This is a genomic window from Brevundimonas naejangsanensis (genome assembly GCF_003627995.1).
Classification (GTDB): domain Bacteria; phylum Pseudomonadota; class Alphaproteobacteria; order Caulobacterales; family Caulobacteraceae; genus Brevundimonas; species Brevundimonas naejangsanensis_B.
The window spans coordinates 2,369,793-2,387,323 of the sequence record NZ_CP032707.1 but is presented as its reverse complement, the minus strand read 5'-3'; the positions used below and the strand labels follow the sequence as shown (position 1 = coordinate 2,387,323).

20 protein-coding genes and 1 other RNA gene are annotated in these 17,531 nt (G+C 68.1%); 13 read left to right on the top strand and 8 right to left on the bottom strand.

The window, feature by feature from the left end:
• Positions 1-21 precede the first annotated feature (21 nt).
• The 3 genes from miaA to D8I30_RS11245 all read left to right on the top strand — a co-directional run bounded on the left by miaA (position 22) and on the right by D8I30_RS11245 (position 1,932).
• Complete coding sequence (gene miaA / locus D8I30_RS11255) at positions 22-903, top strand: tRNA (adenosine(37)-N6)-dimethylallyltransferase MiaA (RefSeq protein WP_121482829.1); 882 nt, start codon at positions 22-24, stop codon at positions 901-903.
• Between the two features lie 20 nt (positions 904-923).
• Positions 924-1,292: a transfer-messenger RNA gene (ssrA, locus tag D8I30_RS11250) on the top strand.
• A gap of 142 nt (positions 1,293-1,434) precedes the next feature.
• Positions 1,435-1,932 carry an SspB family protein gene (locus tag D8I30_RS11245; RefSeq protein WP_121482828.1) on the top strand — a complete coding sequence of 166 codons (498 nt, stop codon included), beginning with the start codon at positions 1,435-1,437 and terminating at the stop codon, positions 1,930-1,932.
• Positions 1,933-2,015: 83 nt separating this feature from the next.
• On the opposite strand, the gene D8I30_RS11240 is transcribed toward D8I30_RS11245, so the two are convergent.
• A complete protein-coding gene (locus tag D8I30_RS11240; RefSeq protein WP_162938888.1) occupies positions 2,016-2,804 on the bottom strand; it encodes a hypothetical protein in 789 nt (262 codons plus the stop codon).
• A 114-nt stretch (positions 2,805-2,918) separates the two neighbouring features.
• Positions 2,919-3,269, bottom strand: a complete 351-nt coding sequence (locus D8I30_RS11235; protein WP_121482826.1) for a RusA family crossover junction endodeoxyribonuclease — start codon at positions 3,267-3,269, stop codon at positions 2,919-2,921.
• Positions 3,270-3,374: 105 nt separating this feature from the next.
• Between D8I30_RS11235 and fumC the strand changes: the two genes are divergently transcribed.
• Positions 3,375-4,766: a class II fumarate hydratase gene (gene fumC, locus D8I30_RS11230; protein ID WP_121482825.1), complete on the top strand. Its 1,392-nt coding sequence runs from the start codon at positions 3,375-3,377 to the stop codon at positions 4,764-4,766.
• Positions 4,767-4,830: 64 nt separating this feature from the next.
• On the opposite strand, the gene D8I30_RS11225 is transcribed toward fumC, so the two are convergent.
• Positions 4,831-5,226 carry a YccF domain-containing protein gene (locus D8I30_RS11225; protein ID WP_121482824.1) on the bottom strand — a complete coding sequence of 132 codons (396 nt, stop codon included), beginning with the start codon at positions 5,224-5,226 and terminating at the stop codon, positions 4,831-4,833.
• A 100-nt stretch (positions 5,227-5,326) separates the two neighbouring features.
• Positions 5,327-5,560 carry a DUF2171 domain-containing protein gene (locus D8I30_RS11220; protein ID WP_121482823.1) on the bottom strand — a complete coding sequence of 78 codons (234 nt, stop codon included), beginning with the start codon at positions 5,558-5,560 and terminating at the stop codon, positions 5,327-5,329.
• A gap of 86 nt (positions 5,561-5,646) precedes the next feature.
• Here D8I30_RS11220 and D8I30_RS11215 point away from each other — a divergent pair, with 86 nt between their 5' ends.
• A complete protein-coding gene (locus tag D8I30_RS11215) occupies positions 5,647-6,240 on the top strand; it encodes a glutathione S-transferase family protein (protein ID WP_121482822.1) in 594 nt (197 codons plus the stop codon).
• Positions 6,240-6,422, top strand: a complete 183-nt coding sequence (locus D8I30_RS11210; protein ID WP_121482821.1) for a DUF4169 family protein — start codon at positions 6,240-6,242, stop codon at positions 6,420-6,422. Before D8I30_RS11215 ends, D8I30_RS11210 begins: the two co-directional genes overlap by 1 nt.
• Positions 6,423-6,536: 114 nt before the next feature.
• On the opposite strand, the gene D8I30_RS11205 is transcribed toward D8I30_RS11210, so the two are convergent.
• The gene (locus D8I30_RS11205; RefSeq protein ID WP_240387225.1) at positions 6,537-7,457 is read right to left on the bottom strand and encodes a DMT family transporter; all 921 of its coding nucleotides are present in this window, start codon (positions 7,455-7,457) and stop codon (positions 6,537-6,539) included.
• Between the two features lie 129 nt (positions 7,458-7,586).
• Here D8I30_RS11205 and D8I30_RS14825 point away from each other — a divergent pair, with 129 nt between their 5' ends.
• From D8I30_RS14825 to D8I30_RS11195, 3 genes are read left to right on the top strand one after another with little or no spacing between them, the layout of a single operon-like run.
• Positions 7,587-7,679: a YbaY family lipoprotein gene (locus tag D8I30_RS14825; protein WP_240387224.1), complete on the top strand. Its 93-nt coding sequence runs from the start codon at positions 7,587-7,589 to the stop codon at positions 7,677-7,679.
• A gap of 3 nt (positions 7,680-7,682) precedes the next feature.
• Positions 7,683-7,928, top strand: a complete 246-nt coding sequence (locus D8I30_RS11200) for a ribbon-helix-helix domain-containing protein (RefSeq protein WP_162938887.1) — start codon at positions 7,683-7,685, stop codon at positions 7,926-7,928.
• A complete protein-coding gene (locus D8I30_RS11195) occupies positions 7,918-8,649 on the top strand; it encodes an SIMPL domain-containing protein (RefSeq protein WP_121482818.1) in 732 nt (243 codons plus the stop codon). The genes D8I30_RS11200 and D8I30_RS11195 overlap by 11 nt, the downstream gene beginning before the upstream one ends.
• Here the strand turns inward: D8I30_RS11195 and D8I30_RS11190 are convergent.
• From D8I30_RS11190 to D8I30_RS11180, 3 genes are read right to left on the bottom strand one after another with little or no spacing between them, the layout of a single operon-like run.
• A complete protein-coding gene (locus D8I30_RS11190) occupies positions 8,630-8,986 on the bottom strand; it encodes a DUF488 domain-containing protein (RefSeq protein WP_121482817.1) in 357 nt (118 codons plus the stop codon). The genes D8I30_RS11195 and D8I30_RS11190 overlap by 20 nt on opposite strands.
• Before the next feature lie 4 nt (positions 8,987-8,990).
• Complete coding sequence (locus D8I30_RS11185; RefSeq protein WP_240387223.1) at positions 8,991-9,299, bottom strand: hypothetical protein; 309 nt, start codon at positions 9,297-9,299, stop codon at positions 8,991-8,993.
• Between the two features lie 11 nt (positions 9,300-9,310).
• Complete coding sequence (locus D8I30_RS11180) at positions 9,311-9,496, bottom strand: hypothetical protein (RefSeq protein WP_121482816.1); 186 nt, start codon at positions 9,494-9,496, stop codon at positions 9,311-9,313.
• A gap of 162 nt (positions 9,497-9,658) precedes the next feature.
• On the opposite strand from D8I30_RS11180, the gene D8I30_RS11175 reads away from it, so the two are divergent.
• The 4 genes from D8I30_RS11175 (at position 9,659) to D8I30_RS11160 (ending at position 17,427) form a co-directional block, all read left to right on the top strand.
• Positions 9,659-12,007, top strand: a complete 2,349-nt coding sequence (locus tag D8I30_RS11175) for an ATP-dependent helicase (RefSeq protein WP_121482815.1) — start codon at positions 9,659-9,661, stop codon at positions 12,005-12,007.
• A gap of 73 nt (positions 12,008-12,080) precedes the next feature.
• The gene (locus tag D8I30_RS11170) at positions 12,081-14,186 is read left to right on the top strand and encodes a DNA topoisomerase IV subunit B (protein ID WP_121482814.1); all 2,106 of its coding nucleotides are present in this window, start codon (positions 12,081-12,083) and stop codon (positions 14,184-14,186) included.
• 95 nt (positions 14,187-14,281) lie between these two features.
• Positions 14,282-16,108, top strand: coding sequence for a copper resistance system multicopper oxidase (locus tag D8I30_RS11165; protein ID WP_430805158.1), 1,827 nt, complete (start codon positions 14,282-14,284; stop codon positions 16,106-16,108).
• Positions 16,105-17,427: a copper resistance protein B gene (locus tag D8I30_RS11160; protein WP_121482812.1), complete on the top strand. Its 1,323-nt coding sequence runs from the start codon at positions 16,105-16,107 to the stop codon at positions 17,425-17,427. The genes D8I30_RS11165 and D8I30_RS11160 overlap by 4 nt, the downstream gene beginning before the upstream one ends.
• Positions 17,428-17,531 lie beyond the last annotated feature (104 nt).

The following is a 17,531-nucleotide window of genomic DNA, read 5'->3' as shown; positions in this document are numbered from 1 at the left end:
GTCCGTTCGCGAGTTGATCCTTTGCCTCAGCCCCTCGTCACCCTGATCGCCGGCCCTACCGCCTCGGGCAAGTCGCGCCTGGCGATGGAAGTCGCACGCGCGACGGGGGCCGTCATCGTCAACGCCGACAGCCAGCAGCTCTACGCCGACCTGCGCGTGCTCAGCGCCCGGCCGGCCGCCGAGGACGAAGCCGAAATCCCGCACCGCCTCTACGGCGTCGCCGACGCCGCCGACGCCTGGTCCGTCGGCCGCTGGAGCCGAGCCGTCATGGATCTGCTCGCCGAACTGGAGGCCGAAGGGCGCCCCGCCTGGCTGGTCGGCGGCACGGGCCTCTATTTCAACGCCCTGACCAAGGGTCTGGCCGACATCCCGCCCGTGCCGGTCGAGGTCCGCGACGCCGTGCAGGCCGAGTTCGACGCCGAGGGCGAGGCCGCCTTCCGCCGCCGACTGGCCGAGGTCGACCCGGCCGCCGAAGCCGCCGTCTTCCCCGGCGATCGCCAGCGTCTGGTCCGCGCCCTCAGCGTGCACCGCGCCAGCGGCCGCCCCCTCAGCGCCTGGAAGGCCGACACTCGGCCGTTGCTGGCGCCGGGAAGCTATGACGCCCTGGTGGTCGAACCGCCGCGCGACCGGCTCTACGCCTCCTGCGACGCGCGGGTGGACCTGATGATGGCGCAGGGCGCGCTGGAGGAAGTCCGCGCCCTGACGGCGCGCGGCCTCGATCCCGACCTTCCGGCGATGAAGGCGGTGGGCGTCCGCGAACTGGCGGCCCATCTGGCGGGCGACCTGCCCCTGGACGCCGCCGTCGCGGCGGTGAAGCAGTCGACCCGCAACTACGCCAAGCGCCAGCTGACCTGGTTCCGCAACCAGCAAAAGGACTGGCCGCGACACCCCGGTTTCGCCTGAAACAGGTCGGCCTCGCCAAGACCCTTGGAAGGCGGCGCGGCGCACCCTATATTGATCCTGCTCGGGTTCGCCCGGGCTATGGCGATAAACGCGCCTGTAATAAGCGGACCGGACCCGGGTGCGATTCCCGGCGGCTCCACCAACTTCTTCCCCGCGTTATCGGCGGAGGCAGCATGGGGCCGACTAGCATCGACGGACGTGTAAAGAGGATTGCTTTCGCTCGTCCTGGCCCACCGTATCGGGCCTTTATCTAACTGCGAACGATAACTTCGCTGGAGAAGTCCGCCTCGCCGCGTAATGCGGTTCGGTTGATTTCGAACACTTAAGTCCTGGGGGTTCAGATCCTCAGGCGGGGCCCGGGGGGCGCCTGGCAACAGAAGCCCCTCACTTCAGGCCGCGTTGGGAGCCTGGCGACAAAATCCCGGCGCTTCTTCTCAAATCCATGATTTTCGATCGCACAGGGCGTGTCGCGTCTTCCGTCGCTCGCCTTGGACGGGTAACAGTCGCGCGTTCCCCTTTTCAGAGGCGCCGATGACGGATCAAACTCCCCCTGTCGACGAGATGCACTACGAGCAACTCGCCCAGGACGCCCTGCGCGGCGTGATCCGCCTGGCGCTGGAGCGCGCGGCCGAGCCCGAGGGCATTCCCGGCGCGCACCATTTCTACATCACCTTCAAGACCCGCGCCCCCGGCGTCAGCGTGCCGCCCGACATCATCGCCAAATATCCGGACGAGATGACCGTGGTGCTGCAGCACCAGTATTGGGACCTGGCGGTCGAGCATGACCTCTTCTCGGTCATGCTGAAGTTCGGCGGCGCGCCCAAGGTTCTGACCGTCCCCTACAGCGCCGTGGTCCGCTTCTACGACCCCAGCGTGCAGTTCCTGCTGCAATTCGACGAGCCCGAAATCGTCGAGGCGGAGGTCGCTCCGCTCTCGCCGCCCGCGCGCGACCCCGACGCCGCCCCGCCCCCGCCCGCGGGCGACGATGGGCCCAAGGTCGTCTCGCTGGACCAGTTCCGGAAGAAATAGGCCGCAGCCTGCGTCGGGCGCACGGCGCCACGTCAAGACCAAGGCCCCGCCTGCTGCATCAGGCGGGGCCTTTTTCCTGCAGGCTAGTTTCTGATCAGTTTATAGCTGACGGTCGTGCCAAGCTTCAGACTCTCGGACCTGAGCAGAATCGAACCGTCGGCCGCCGGCGTGAGGATGATTTTCGATGTCGGCTCGCCGTTGATGTAGTCGATTTCTTCAAGACTCCCATCGGCCAGTTGGCGAACGCTCGCCGTGGCGCCCGCCAGATCGCCGATCACAGGAACAGCCGGCCCGCCCAGGGTCGCTTCGAAGCTGTAGCCGTCGCCGGATTCAAAACTGAAAACACCGTCCGCTAGACGCATCGTCGCGATAAGGCTGTTTTCCGAAATGCTGGCCACGGCCTCGCTTTTCCACGACCCGGAAATCGCATGAGCGCCCGCCGCACCGGGGGCTACCCGGCTCATGGCGGCCTCACCGGTGCTGGCCATGCCGTTGGGGGTGCTCATGTCGGTCCATGTGACCTTCAGCGTGTTGCCGTCGGCTGAAACCTGGCTACGCGTCGCGTTCACCTGCCTGCCCTTCAGCCTCTGAGCATCGTCTATGGTGCGGTCATCCACAATCCGCAGGGACATCTCATCCCAATAGGAATAGCCCTCGACCTTGTGGAACTGACCATCAGCTGGAATGGCGTAGGCGGGCACGCATGAACTGCAGCTATATATGCCGTCCTCCAGCGACCAGACCTGCGGCTTGTCCGGCAACTGGGCCGATGAGAGATCTATCTTCCACACGCCATCGTAGGCGCTCTGAGCCAAGGCCGGCGTCGTCATGGCGAGAAGACCGGCCAAAGTGAACAGGACTACCCTTTTCATCATCGACTCCCTCTGGAGATTGGCGCGTCACGTCCGCCATGAAGGAGTCAATATTGCGCGAACGGCGTTCTGGTTCCCAACCGCACCCCTCTCGCGCAGGCGACTTACGTTCGCTCACCCCCTGGGAAACACCCGGATGGTGATCCGCTCGCGCTCGCCCTCGCGGCGTTCGACCAGCAGGCGCGCGACCTGGCTGTCGTCGTGGAACAGATAGCCCTTGATGGCGTCCAGCAGGGCCTTGGCCAGATTGTCCAGGTCCATCCACGGCGGATCGCCGACGTGCTCCATCACGATCTCGACGACATGGTCGCCCCACGATGGACGTGACGCCCACTCCTTGCGCATAAACTCATAGACCAGCGGCTTGTAGTATTTGGCCTGGGTGGTCAGGCCGTCGATGGTGATCTCGACCGCCTCGCCCTGCTCCCGCGCCCTGACCTTTCCGGTTCCGATCCAGCCGTGCACGCGCCGTCCGCCTTTCGTGATCAGCGGCTCGCCTTGCTCCGCCGCGCCTGCGTGCTACACCGCCCGGCATCTTCCCGCCACGCCTGAGAGACGAGTCCCGCGCACATGAGCAACGTTCGTATCGAAACCGACACCTTCGGCCCCATCGAGGTCGCCGCTGATCGCTATTGGGGCGCGCAAGCCCAGCGCTCGCTCGGCAACTTCAAGATCGGCTGGGAGAAGATGCCGCTGCCGATCGTGCGTGCGCTCGGCGTCGTCAAGCGCGCCGCCGCCGAGACCAACCGCGATCTGGGCAAGCTGGACGCCAAACTGGCCGACGCCATCATCGCCGCCGCCAATGAAGTGATCGAAGGCAAGCTGAACGACCACTTCCCGCTGGTCGTCTGGCAGACGGGTTCGGGCACCCAGTCGAACATGAACGCCAATGAGGTGATCTCGAACCGCGCCATCGAGATGCTGGGCGGCGAGATGGGCTCCAAGAAGCCGGTCCACCCCAACGACCACGTCAACATGAGCCAGTCGTCGAACGACACCTATCCGACGGCCATGCACGTCGCCTGCGCCGAGCAGGTGGTCAACGACCTGCTGCCCGCGCTGAAGCACCTGCACGCTGCGCTGGACGCCAAGGCCAAGGCCTGGGCCCACATCATCAAGATCGGCCGCACCCACACCCAGGACGCCACGCCCCTGACGCTGGGCCAGGAGTTCGGCGGCTACGCCCACCAGGTCGCCATGGGCATCGAGCGCATTGAGCTGACCCTGCCGCGCCTGATGGAGCTGGCCCAGGGCGGCACCGCCGTCGGCACCGGCCTGAACGCACCCGTGGGCTTTGCTGAAAAGGTCGCCGAGAACATCGGCAAGATCACCGGCCTGCCCTTCACCACGGCGCCGAACAAGTTCGAGGCCCTGGCCGCCCACGACGCGATGGTCTTCACTCACGGCGCCATCAACACGGTCGCCGCTTCGCTGTTCAAGATCGCCAATGACATCCGTTTCCTGGGCTCGGGCCCGCGCGCCGGCCTGGGCGAGCTGTCGCTGCCGGAGAACGAGCCGGGCTCGTCCATCATGCCGGGCAAGGTCAACCCCACCCAGAGCGAAGCCCTGACCCAGGTCTGCGCCCAGGTGTTCGGCAACAACGCCGCCATCTCCTTCGCCGGTTCGCAGGGCCACTTCGAGCTGAACGTCTACAACCCGGTGATGGCCTACAACTTCCTGCAGTCGGTGCGCCTGGTCGCCGACGCGGCCATCAGCTTCACTGACAACTGCGTCGTCGGCATCGAGCCGCGCGAGGACAACATCAAGGATGGCCTGGAAAACAGCCTGATGCTGGTCACCGCCCTGAACGCCAAGCTGGGCTACGACACCTGCGCCAAGATCGCCAAGACGGCGCACAAGAACGGCACCACCCTGCGTCAGGAAGCCGTCGGCGGCGGCTATCTGACGGACGCCGAGTTCGACGAATACGTCCGTCCCGAGAAGATGATCGCGCCGCAGTAAGCTGGCGCTCATCGTCAAAGAGGAAGACGCCGGCCGGGTTCGCCCCGACCGGCGTTTTTCATGCTCAGCGCTTGTCGCGGATGGTCCGGCCCACCGGCGCCAACGACAGCTTGGCCAGTTCGACGTTCTTCAGCGCGAACGGAATGCCGATCAGGCTGACGAACTGCGGCACGGCGATCAGGATGTGCGCCAGGGCGATGTACCAGCCCGCCAGCGCCAGCCAGATCACGTTCAGCCCCAGGCCCAGACATCCCTGCCCCAGGTCGGCCGGGTTCGGATCGCGCCAGACGATCTCGCGTCCGAACGGCCAGAAGGAATAGCTGGCGATCCGCCAGGCCGAAAAGGCCCACGGCAGGCCGACGACCGTCAGGGCCAGAATCAGGCCGCCCAGCAACCAGGCGAAACCCGAGGCGAACCCGCCCAGGACAAACCACAGCAGGTTCAGGATTAGTCGGATCAAGGTCGTCTCCCCATGGCGCGCGACGGCGCGACGTCCCTGATATGGCGAAAGGCCCCGCCGATGTCAGCGGGGCCCGGGTGAATTCGCGTTAACGCCGCGCCTAGTGCTTCACGACCCAGCGCGCCTTGGCTTCGTCCTTGGTCATGCTGAGATGGACGTGGTCGTCCACGCGGTCGACCCAGCTGACCGGGATCATGTGATGCTTAAGACCGGCGCCCAAATCCATCTTGGCCAGTTCGATCTGGTCGCCCATGACGTGATCCACACGTCCGACATGGCCGCCGTCGGAACCGACGACTTCCTGATGTTCCTTGATCATCGAGGCGTTTATCATTGGCGCTCTCCGTTAATGTGTGGGACTGCGTCGGAACGGCCTCGCCGCCCGAGGGTTCACCGCAAAGGCTGGCCAGGGAGTTCACAATGTCGCTGATCGTCCACCACGCGCCGCAGTCGCGCTCGACCCGCTTACTGTGGCTGTTGGAGGAACTGGGCGCGGATTATCGCGTCCACTATGTCGACATCCAGCGCCGTGACGGCCAGGGCCGCGTCGATCCTGCCAACCCCCATCCGCTGAAGCAGGTTCCCGCGGTCGAGGTCGACGGCCAGGTGCTGATCGAGTCGGTGCTGATCTTCCTGTTCCTGACCGACCGTCATCCCGAGGCGAAGATGGCGCCGGGACCGAACGATCCGCGCCGGGCCGAGTATCTGTCGTGGCTGGGCCTCTACAACAACGTGCTGGAGACGGTGCTGACGTCCGGTCCGCCAGCCGGCTGGAACGACGTCCAGAAAGCCGCCTATGGCGAGTTGGACCGGCGCTGGCGCGCCGCCATCCAGGACGGCGGCTACATCCTGGACGAGTTCTCGGCGCTCGACATCCTGCTCGGCAGCCTGCTGCAGTGGTTCCGCGGCGCCATGCCCGCGGGCGAGCCCTATGACGCCTACGTCCAGCGCATTGGCGCCCGCCCGGCGCTGAAACGCGCCTGGGCCAAGGACAGCCCGGATGGGCACGTCTGATGGGCGAGATCGTCAACCTGAACAGGGCGCGCAAGGCTCGCGACAAGGCGGCGGCCAAACGCACGGCCGAGGCCAACCGCCTGACCTTCGGCCGCACCAAGGCGGAGCGCCTGACGACGCGGACGGAGCGCGACCGCGACGCCGCCCGCCTGGAGGGCCACAAGCTGGACGAGCAGGAATAGCTGACTTCCCCGTCATCCCGGCCGCAGCGTAGCGGAGAGCCGGGACCGCCGCGGACGCCGCCGCTTGATGCGGTCCCGGATAGCCCTACGGGCTTCCGGGATGACGCTGGGGGTTCAGGCCGCCGAGCGCTTGGGCGCGCGGATCAGGAACAGCTGCCCCGCCAGCACCAGGGCCAGGCCGACGAAGGCCAGGACGCCGAAGCGCGCGCCCTCGAACATCACCGACACCAGCATGGCGATCGGCGGCGTCAGGGCCGAGATGTAGCTGGCCAGGGCGTATCCCCTCGCGCGGGCGATGGTGAAGTACAGGCCGAAGGCGATCACCGAGCCGAACACCGCCAGATACAGCAGGGAGATGACATAGGCCGGGCTCCACGCCACCGACCAGGACACCCCCGTGACCAGGGCGTACAGCGCCAGCGTCCCCGTGCCATACGCCATCGCCCATGCAGTCGACGGCAGCACCTGCGAGCCCGCCTGCTGGCCCCGCCAGGCGAACCAGTTGCCGAAGGCCGAGGCGACGACGGCGATCACGGCGAAGCTGACGCCCGCTACGGCGTGAGCGCCCAGCCCCGCGCCCATGACTTCGCCCGCCGAAAGAACCCCGACGCCCGCCACGCCCAGGCCCGCCCCCAGCCAGGCGGCAGACGCCGCCTTCTGGCCCGAGGCGACGCGGAACAGGATCAGGTTCAGGAAGGCCAGGGCGGCGAAGATCACCGCCACCACCGCCGAGGCGATCTTCTCTTCCGAGGCGTAGACGAAGGCGTAGCTGATGGCGAAGGAGAACAATCCCTGGCCGAAGGCCGCCAGATGTTGGCTGCGCGTCAGGGCCAGCCGTCCGCCCGTCGCCTTGACGATCAGGGCCAGCAGGGCCGAGGCGATGCCGAACCGCAGCACCACCGACACCACCGGATCGACGGCGCCGAGCTGAAAGGTGATGGCATACCAGGTCGTGCCCCAGATCAGGGCGCAGATCCCGACCCCGCCGAAGGCGAGCATGGCGGGCGACGACAGGCGCGAAGCAGACTGGGACACGCAGGCGACTCGGTCGAAACGAAACGGGAACTTCCGATAGCACCGCTGCGTGCCCGATGTCTCTCAACTGTTGCAGCCATATGTGACGCCGATGCGTTCTGCTAAGCTCACATTCCACAGGAGACGCCGATGCGACTGCGCTTCACCACCGACACGCACCATTCGGTCATCACGCGCGGCGCGCCGAACCGCGCCGACATCGTCATGGTGGGCGCGCGCTGAGCCTTGAGCGGTCTCGTCAAACGATCGGTGCTGCTGTCCGGCCACGCCACCTCCGTGGCGCTGGAGCCCGAGTTCTGGGCCGTGCTGGACGCCGTCGCGGCCGAGCTGGCGCTGAGCCGTTCGGGTCTGCTGATCCGCATCGACGAGTGGCGGGGCCGCCGCCCCCTCGCCTCCGCCTGCCGCATCCTGGCCCTGCAATGGACCGGCGGCGACCGCAGCTTCGCAGAGAGGACGCCCGATGAGCCCTGATCGCATCGACAACAACCGCCTGATCCCCGCCGCCGTCTTCGGCGGCCTGGTGGCCGTCGGCCTGATCGGGAGCGGCGCCCTGATCGGCCAGGGCGTGGTCAACGCCCGCGCCGGCGACCGCTCGGTCACCGTGCGCGGCCTGGCCGAGAAGGACGTGAAGGCGGACCTGGCCGTCCTGCCGATCCGCTTCACCGCCTCGGGCGACGTCCTGTCAGAGGTCCAGGCCCGTATCGACGGCGACCTGGCCATCGTGCGCCAGTTCCTCAAGGCCCAGGGCTATCCCGACGACGCCGTGGACCTGGGCCAGTTGGGCGTGGCCGACACCCGCTCGCGCGAATACGCCAGCCAGACCGGCGGGCCGCGCTTCATCTTGAACCAGACCGTCATCGTCCGCACCAACGACGTGGACCGGGTCCAGACCACCACCCGCAACCTGAACGACCTGGTGCGCCAGGGCGTGGTGCTGCAGGACTTCAACGGCCCGTCCTACATCTTCACCAAGCTGAACGACGTGCGCCCGGCCATGATCGCCGAGGCCACCGCCGCCGCCCGCAGCGGCGCCGAACAATTCGCCAAGGATTCCGGCGCCCCGCTGGGCCCCATCAAGACGGCGGGCCAAGGCTCGTTCGAAATCCTGTCCCGCGACGGCACGGGCGATGAAGCCAGCTCGCCGAACAAGAAGGTGCGGGTGGTCACGACCATCAGCTACCGGCTGAAGTAGCCAGCCAGTCAGCCAGGACGACGGCGTCATTATGCTCTTCGTCCCTGGCGCCATAGACCAGGGTCGCCGGACGAGCGCCGATCGCCGCCTTCAACTCGGCCACGGCGTCGGGATTGGCTTTTAGTTCGTCGTGGTAACGGCGCTGGAACTCCGCCCATCGCGCCGGGTCGTGACCGAACCAGCGGCGCAGCTCCGTGCTGGGGGCGACCTCCTTGAGCCACAGATCGACGTGCGCCTTCTCCTTGGTGAGGCCGCGCGGCCACAGGCGGTCGACCAGGATGCGCGTGCCGTCACCGGCGGCTGGCGGCTCATAGACTCGTTTGAGCGCGACCTTCACGACCTCAACTCTTGGGTTCTGGAGCGGCCACGCTCGGCGGCTCGGTCGGCCTGGGCAGTTCCTGCGGCGCGGGGCGGTCAGGCACCTCCGGCAGGCGCGGCGTGGGCATGTGAATGTCAACGTTCAGGTTCGGCGTTTGCGGCGCCAGCGGGCGCCCTCCAGCGAAAACGAACCACGCGATGACCGCCACGGCGACCAGAAGGCCACCGACGATGAGGGCCAGCCCCGTTCCCCCGCCCTTCCGCGGCGTCGGGGCGGAGTTGATCGTCGTCTGATGCACGACGCGTTCGGGGGGGATGTTCGGGTCCGTCATGGAAACGTCCCTCAACCGCCGCCGGGCGCGGCCGGCGCGGAGACTTCGGGCAGGTTGACGTCGACATCCACCTTCTTGGTGTCGGGGGCTCCGCCCCGGCCGAGCAGGAACCAGGCGAGAATGGCCACCACCACGACCAGCCCGCCGACGATGAAGGCCAGGCCCGCGTTAAAGCCACCGCTGGAGTTGTCCGCCATGCAGCATTCCCTTCTTGCGATTTCTCATCTCGAAGAACGACAGTCTCGGTTGAGGGTTCCGCCTCCGATGCGCGGACGGGGACTGACTTTGCGCGTTGTGCTGGTTATGTTCTCGGTTCAGATTCCGGCGGGACCGCCCCGTCTTCCGAGTATGTTCCGCCCGTGACCGACCTGCCCGCTCCTCGCATCTCCGACCTCGCCCGCGCCCAGAGTCCGCAAAGTGCTCCGCAGAGCGCGGCGGCCGACTATCTGGCGGGCCTGAACCCCGAACAGCGCGAGGCGGTGGAGACGACCGAGGGGCCGGTCCTCGTCCTCGCCGGCGCCGGCACGGGCAAGACGCGCGTCCTGACCACCCGTCTGGCGCACATTCTGGCGACCGGCCGGGCCAAGCCGTGGGAGCTGCTGGTCGTCACCTTCACCAACAAGGCCGCGCGCGAGATGCGCGAGCGGATCGGCCATTTGATGGGTCCCTCGGCCGAGGGGCTGCGCTGGCTGGGCACCTTCCACTCGGTCGCGGCGCAGATCCTGCGCCGTCATGCGGAGTTGGTCGGGCTGAAATCCAGCTTCACCATCCTGGACACCGACGATCAGGAGCGACTGCTGAAGCAGCTGCTGGAAGCCGCCAACATCGACACCAAGCGGTTCACGCCCAAGTCGCTGGCCCATATGATCGACCACTGGAAGAACCGCGGCTGGACGCCCGACAAGCTGCCGCCGGGCGAGGACTTCGCCAACGGCAAGGGGCCCGCCCTGTACGCCGCCTATCAGGCGCGGCTGGCGACGCTGAACGCCTGCGACTTCGGCGACCTGCTGCTGCACAACATCACCATTCTGTCGAAACATGCTGATCTGGCTGAAGAATATCGTCGCCGGTTCCGCTATATTCTGGTGGACGAATATCAGGACACCAACGTCGCCCAGTACCTGTGGCTGCGGCTGCTGACCTCCTCGACCGGGAACGTTTGCTGCGTCGGCGACGACGATCAGTCGATCTACGGCTGGCGCGGGGCCGAGGTGGACAACATCCTGCGCTTCGAGCGCGATTTCCCCGGCGCCAAGGTCATCCGGCTGGAGCGCAATTACCGCTCGACCAAGCACATCCTCGGCGCCGCCTCGGCCCTGATTGCGGCCAATCAGGACCGGCTGGGCAAGACCCTGTGGACCGAGGACGACAGCGGCGACAAGGTGCGCGTGCGCGGCGTCTGGGACGGCGAGGCCGAGGCCCGCCTGATCGCCGACGAGATCGAAACCGCGCGCAAGCAGGGCATGAATTACAAGGACATGGCCGTCCTTGTTCGCGCGTCTTTCCAGATGCGGGCGTTTGAAGAACGCTTCCTGATGCTGGCCATTCCCTATGTCGTCATCGGCGGCCCGCGCTTCTTCGAGCGGGCGGAAATCCGCGACGCCCACGCTTACTTGCGGCTGATCCAGTCCGAGGACGACGACCTGGCGTTCGAGCGCATCGTCAACACGCCCAAGCGCGGCATCGGCGACACCAGCGTCCAGAGGATCCTGCACATCGCGCGCGAGAACGGCGTCTCGGCCATGCGGGCGGTGCGCCACCTGATCACCACGGACGAGCTTCAGGCCCGCACCCGCACGCCGCTGGCCAACTTCGTGCGCGATCTGGACCGCTGGCGCGATCTGATGGCCATGGGCACGCCGCACTGGCAGGTGACGGAGACCCTGCTGGACGAGAGCGGCTACACCGCCATGCAGAAGGCCGACCGCACCAGCGGCCAAACCCGGCTCGACAACCTGAAGGAACTGACCCAGTCGATGCAGCAATTCGAGACGCTGCAGGCCTATCTGGAGCATGTCTCCCTGGTCATGGACCTGGAGCGCCGCGACGAGAACGCCGATGGCTCGGGCTCGGTGCAGATCATGACCCTGCACGGCGCCAAGGGGCTGGAATTCCCTCTGGTCTTCCTGCCGGGCTGGGAGGAAGGCGTCTTCCCCAGCCAGCGCAGCATCGACGAGAAGGGCGTGAAGGGGCTGGAGGAGGAACGCCGCCTGGCCTACGTCGGCGTCACCCGCGCCAAGCAGGACGCGCGCATCAGCTTCGCCGCCAACCGCATGGTCTATGGCCGCTGGACCTCGCAACTGCCCAGCCGCTTCGTCGATGAACTGCCCCTCGCCCACGTCGAGCCTCAGTCCGACACCGGCTACTACGGCGCCTCGACCGGGATGAAGGAGGCCAAGAGCCGCTGGGACGACGCCCCCTCCTTCGGCGGCGGCTATTCCAGCCCCGGCTGGAAACGCGCCCAGACCTACACCGCCGCCCAGACGCCCAAGCCCGCCTACGCCCGCCGCGCGGTGATCGAGGGCGAAGGCCGCCTGATCGCCACCGCCGATCCCAAGGCGACGTCCGGCTGGTCGCGCGGCGACCGGGTCTTCCACCAGAAGTTCGGCTACGGCCACGTCCGCGCGGTCGAGGGCAACAAGCTGGTCGTGACCTTCGACAAGGCGGGCGAGAAGAAGGTCATCGACACCTTCGTGGAGAAGGCGTGACCGCCGCTTCCGCTTGCGCGCTCCCGTCGCCGAGCCTACCAGACCCTGCCCCGAATCGCCGCAAACTGCCCTGATGGACGATCTGTTTTCCAAGCTCGACGACGCCGAACCGGCCAAGCCCGCCCCTGCTCCTGCGCCGGCTCTCGCGCCAAGGCCTGCGCCTGCGCCCCTGGTCGCGGCCCCGGCCGCGCCCGTGCATGATCCCAAGGTCGAGCTGACGTCCCACGCCAGCACGGCGACGGCGGCTGCCACCGGATACTCCGCCTCCTCGATCGAGGTGCTGGAGGGGCTGGAGCCCGTCCGCAAGCGCCCCGGCATGTACATCGGCGGCACCGACGAGCGCGCCCTGCACCACCTGTTCGCCGAAGTCCTGGACAACGCCATGGACGAGGCGGTGGCCAAGCACGCCAAGCTGATCACCGTCGACCTGGACGCCGAGGGCTATCTGTCGGTGCGCGACGACGGGCGCGGCATCCCGGTCGATCCGCACCCGCGCCATCCGGGCAAGTCGGCGCTGGAAGTCGTCATGACGGTGCTGCACTCGGGCGGCAAATTCTCGGGCAAGGCCTATGAGACCTCGGGCGGCCTGCACGGCGTCGGCGTCTCGGTCGTCAACGCCCTGTCGGAGAGCCTGGACGTCACGGTGTGGCGCGACGGCTTCGAATGGCGCCAGTCCTTCAGCCGCGGCCATGTGCAGGGCCCGATCCAGCAGGTCGGCCCGTCCAGAAAGAAGGGCACCTTGATCCGGTTCAAGCCGGACGAGCAGATCTTCGGCGTCGGCGCGACCTTCAAGCCCGCCCGCCTGTTCCGCATGACGCGGGCCAAGGCCTATCTGTTCCGCGGCGTCGAAATCCGCTGGACCTGCGCGCCCGAACGCATCACCGACCAGACCCCCGCCCAGGCGACGCTGCACTTCCCCGGCGGCCTAGCCGACGCCCTGGCCGAGCGCGTGGGCGAGATCGAGACGGTCACCCCCGTCTTCGCCGGGCGCGTCGAGCGCAAGGGCGAGGCCGGCGCCCTGGAATGGGCCGTCACCTGGTCGCCGATCGGCTTCGGCGACGTCGACAGCTTCGTCGCCTCCTACTGCAACACCGTCTCGACCCCCGACGGCGGCACGCATGAGGCCGGCTTCCGCGCCGCCCTGGTCAAGGGGCTGAAGGCCTATGGCGAGCTGATCAACGAGAAGCGCGCCGCCCAGATCACGGCGGAAGACGTCATCGCCAACGCCGGCGCCCTGATCTCCATCTTCATCCGCAATCCCGAGTTCCAGGGTCAGACCAAGGACCGCCTGTCCTCGCCCGAGGGCGCGCGCCTGGCCGAGCAACTGCTGCGCGACCCCTTCGACCACTGGCTGACCGAAAGCCCGAAACAGGCCAACGCCCTGCTCGGCTTCGTCGTCGACCGCGCCGAGGACCGCCTGCGACGCCGCAAGGACAAGGAAGTCCAGCGCGCCGCCGCCACGCGCAAGCTGCGCCTGCCCGGCAAGCTGTCGGACTGCTCACGGCAAGCCGCCGAGGGCACCGAACTGTTCATCGTCGAGGGCGACTCGGCCGGCGGCTCGGCCAAGCAGGCGCGCGACCGCACCACCCAGGCCATCCTGCCCCTGCGGGGCAAGATCCTGAACGTCGCCTCGGCCACGGCGGATAAGCTGCGCCAGAACATCGAGCTGACCGACCTGATGCTGGCCCTCGGCGTCCAGGCGGGCAGCCGCTTCAGCGTCGACGACCTGCGCTATGAGCGCGTGGTCATCATGACCGACGCCGACGTCGACGGCGCCCACATCGCGGCCCTGCTGATCACCTTCTTCTATCGCTCCATGCCGGACCTGATCCGCCAGGGGCGGCTCTATATGGCCCTGCCCCCGCTCTATCGGATTTCGGCGGGCCCGCTGTCGGAATACGCCCGCGACGACGCCCACCGCGACGAGCTGCTGGCCACCGTCTTCAAGGGCAAGAAGACCGAGATCGGCCGGTTCAAGGGTCTGGGCGAGATGATGGCCTCTCAGCTTAAAGAGACCACGATGGACCCGAAAAAGCGGACCCTGGCGCGCGTCTCCCTGCCCGACAGCGAGGAAGAGATCGAGGACCTGGTCGAGCGCCTGATGGGCCGCAAGGCCGAGGCACGCTATCAGTTCATCCAGGAAAACGCGCGGTTCGCCGTCGCCGACCTCGACGTCTGACGGTCGTCTTTCCCGCGACAACTGCGCAGCTTGACCTTCCCCTTGTGGGAAGCCTCAGAAAACGCGCCTGATCTCACGGGAGACGACGCATGACGATGACGGCGACGGACCGCAGAAGCCTTCTGCGCGGCGCGGCTGGGGGGCTGGGCCTGCTGGCGGCGCAAGGGTTGGTTCCCGCCTGGGCGCGCAGCGGCACGCCGGGCCTGGCGCCGACGCTGCCGACGCTGCACGGGCCGGACGTGGCGCTGAGGGTGGGCCGTTCCGACTTCACCCTGGGCGGCCGCACCGGCCGCGCCGTGACCGTCAACGGCACGCTCCCGGCGCCGCTGATCCGCCTGCGCGAGGGACAGAATGTCCGCCTGTCCGTGACCAACCATCTGGACGAAGACACCTCGATCCACTGGCACGGCATCCTGCTGCCGTTCCAGATGGACGGCGTGCCGGGCATCAGCTTCCCCGGCATCAAGCCCGGCCAGACCTTCGTCTATGAGTTCCCGGTGATCCAGTCGGGCACCTACTGGTATCACAGCCATTCGGGGCTTCAGGAAGCCATCGGCCACTTCGGCCCCATGATCATCGACCCGGCGGGCGCCGATCCGGTCGCCTATGATCGCGAGCAGGTCCTGGTCCTGTCGGACTGGAGCTTCCTGCATCCGCACGAGATCCTGGACAAGCTGAAGAAGAGCCCCGGCTACTTCAACCGCCAGAAGACGACGCTGGCCGGGCTGATCGACGGGTCGGACCGCATGGACCTGGCCGAGCGGCGCATGTGGGGCGCGATGCGCATGGACCCGCGCGACATCCTCGACGTCAACGGCTCGACCTACACCTATCTGGTCAACGGGCATGGGCCGGACGAGAACTGGACCGGGCTGTTCCAGCCGGGCGAGCGGGTGCGGCTGCGCGTCATCAACGCCTCGGCCATGTCCATCTTCAACCTGCGCATCCCGGGCCTGGCGATGAGCGTGGTCAACGCCGACGGCGTGAACGTCCGCCCGGTCGAGGTCGATGAACTGCAGATTTCGGTGGCCGAGACCTATGACCTGATCGTCCGCCCCCTCGAGGACCGCGCCTACACCATCGTGGCCGAAGCCATGGACCGTTCCGGCATGGCCCGCGCCACCCTGGCCCCGCGCCTGGGCATGACGGCTGAAGTCCCGCCGCTGCGCGCCGTCCCCAACCTGACCATGAAGGACATGGGCATGGGGGGCGAGATGGACCACGCCGCCATGGGCCACGGCCCGGCCGCCGGCGCCGCCGCCGATCACGGCGCGATGGATCACGGCGCCATGGACCACTCCGCCCACGGCGCGGCGCCCGCGCCCGATCACGGCAGCCATCAGTCTGGCGGCATGGACCACAGCATGCGCGACCGCAGCCTCGCCCCGCCGGGCATGGCGGTGGGCGTCGGCGTCGACATGATCGCCCCCATGCCGGTCGACCGGCTGGGCGACCGGCCGCTGGGGCTGGAGGACGCGCCACACCGGGTGCTGGTCTATACCGATCTGGTCTCTCTGGAGCCCAACAGGGACCAACGGCCGCCGTCGCGCGCGCTGGAAATCCACCTGACCGGCAACATGGAGCGCTTCATGTGGGGCTTCGACGGGCGGAAATTCTCCGAGATCGTCGAGCCGATCCGCTTCGAGCGGGACGAGCGGGTGCGCGTGACCCTGGTCAACGACACCATGATGGCCCACCCCATCCACCTGCACGGCCACTTCTTCCAGCTGGTCAACGGCGCGCCTGACGGCCATCAGCCGATGAAGCACACGGTCAACGTCGCCCCCGGCGGCAAGGTCAGCTTCGACCTGACCGCCGACGCGCCGGGCGACTGGGCCTTCCACTGCCACATGCTGATGCACATGCACGCGGGGATGTTCAACGTCGTCACCGTCCGCCCCCTCGACGGAGCCGCCCGATGAGCCGCGCCCTGTTCGCCGCCGTCGCGGTCCTGCCCCTGATGCTGGCCGCCGGTTCCGCCGTCGCCCAGAGCCACGGAGGTCATGCAGGCCACGGCGCCCCCGTCGCGCCTGCCGCCGATCCCCACGCGGGCCACAATATGAGCCCGGCTCCGACGGCGGGAGCCGACCCGCACGCCGGTCACGGCATGAACGGGATGCCGAAGGTTCCGGCCCAGACGCGCGCCGCCGACCCTCATGCGGGGCACGACATGGGCGCGGCTGCGGCCGTTCAGACGACGACGACGCAGCCGACGGCCAAGACCTGCGCCTGCCCGAAATGCGCCGACGGCGGCGCGGCCCATGACTGCTCCATGCCCGGCGCATCGACGGCCGATCCCCACGCGGGCCATGACATGGGCAACATGTCGACGGCTCCGGCCGCGGCGCCCGCTGCTGATCCTCATGCCGGCCACGACATGGACGCGATGCAGACGGCGCCCGTCGATCCTCACGCCGGCCACGACATGGGCGCTCCCGCGGATCACGACGCCCATGCCGGTCATCAGGCCGCGAGCGCCCCAGCCGCCATCCCCGTCGCGGGACCGCCCCCCGGCGCCCTCTCCGGCCCGGCCCATGCGGCGGACAGCCTGTTCGGCGCCGAGGCCATGGCCGGGTCGCGTCGCCAGCTGCTGCGCGAGAACGGCAACGTGCGCGCTACCGCCGTCATCGTCGACCACGTCGAGGCGGGCTTCGGCGACAGGGCCGAGACCTACGGCTGGGACGTCCAGGGCTGGACCGGCGGCGACATCAACCGCTTCTGGTGGAAGACCGAGGGCGAAGGCGACGTCGACGACGGCCTGCACGGCGTCGAGGTGCAGGCCCTGTACAGCCGCGCCGTCGCGCCCTTCTGGGACGTGCAGGCCGGGGTGCGCCACGACTTCAACCGGGGCCGCGACGACGCGACCCATCTGGTTCTGGGCGTCCAGGGCGTGGCTCCGCACTGGTGGGAGGTGGACGCCGCCGCCTTCCTGTCGACCGAGGGCGACCTGACCGCCCGCGTCAGCGCCGAATACGACCAGAGGATCACCCAGACGCTGATCCTGCAGCCCGCCTTCAGCCTGGACCTGGCGGCCAGCGACATCCCCGAACGGGAAACCGGCGCGGGCCTGGTCGCGGCGACCGCCGCCCTGCGGCTGCGCTATGAGATCCGCAAGGAGTTCGCCCCCTATGTCGGCGTCGAATGGCGCCGGGCGTTCGGCGACACGGCGGACTACGCACGGGCTCGCGGCGAGGATGCGGACGGCGCCCGGCTGGTGGTCGGGATCACGGCCTGGTTCTGAGGCGCAGGGCTGCCCACCGTTCCACTCATCCCGGCGTCCGCCGGGATGAGTGGAAATGAGGCCGCTGCGGCGAGAGGTCGCGCCTGGCGCTCAGCCATTGAGAA

Excerpts from the sequence above, each read along its gene's own strand:
- D8I30_RS11170 (WP_121482814.1), top strand. The coding sequence starts at position 12,081 with ATGGACGATCTGTTTTCCAAGCTCGACGACGCCGAACCGGCCAAGCCC.
- D8I30_RS11160 (WP_121482812.1), top strand. The coding sequence starts at position 16,105 with ATGAGCCGCGCCCTGTTCGCCGCCGTCGCGGTCCTGCCCCTGATGCTG.
- D8I30_RS11165 (WP_430805158.1), top strand. The coding sequence starts at position 14,282 with ATGACGGCGACGGACCGCAGAAGCCTTCTGCGCGGCGCGGCTGGGGGG.
- D8I30_RS14825 (WP_240387224.1), top strand. The coding sequence starts at position 7,587 with ATGCGACTGCGCTTCACCACCGACACGCACCATTCGGTCATCACGCGC.
- D8I30_RS11220 (WP_121482823.1), bottom strand. The coding sequence starts at position 5,560 with ATGATAAACGCCTCGATGATCAAGGAACATCAGGAAGTCGTCGGTTCC.
- D8I30_RS11210 (WP_121482821.1), top strand. The coding sequence starts at position 6,240 with ATGGGCGAGATCGTCAACCTGAACAGGGCGCGCAAGGCTCGCGACAAG.
- D8I30_RS11180 (WP_121482816.1), bottom strand. The coding sequence starts at position 9,496 with ATGGCGGACAACTCCAGCGGTGGCTTTAACGCGGGCCTGGCCTTCATC.
- D8I30_RS11185 (WP_240387223.1), bottom strand. The coding sequence starts at position 9,299 with ATGACGGACCCGAACATCCCCCCCGAACGCGTCGTGCATCAGACGACG.
- fumC (WP_121482825.1), top strand. The coding sequence starts at position 3,375 with ATGAGCAACGTTCGTATCGAAACCGACACCTTCGGCCCCATCGAGGTC.
- D8I30_RS11240 (WP_162938888.1), bottom strand. The coding sequence starts at position 2,804 with ATGAAAAGGGTAGTCCTGTTCACTTTGGCCGGTCTTCTCGCCATGACG.
- D8I30_RS11245 (WP_121482828.1), top strand. The coding sequence starts at position 1,435 with ATGACGGATCAAACTCCCCCTGTCGACGAGATGCACTACGAGCAACTC.
- D8I30_RS11215 (WP_121482822.1), top strand. The coding sequence starts at position 5,647 with ATGTCGCTGATCGTCCACCACGCGCCGCAGTCGCGCTCGACCCGCTTA.
- D8I30_RS11195 (WP_121482818.1), top strand. The coding sequence starts at position 7,918 with ATGAGCCCTGATCGCATCGACAACAACCGCCTGATCCCCGCCGCCGTC.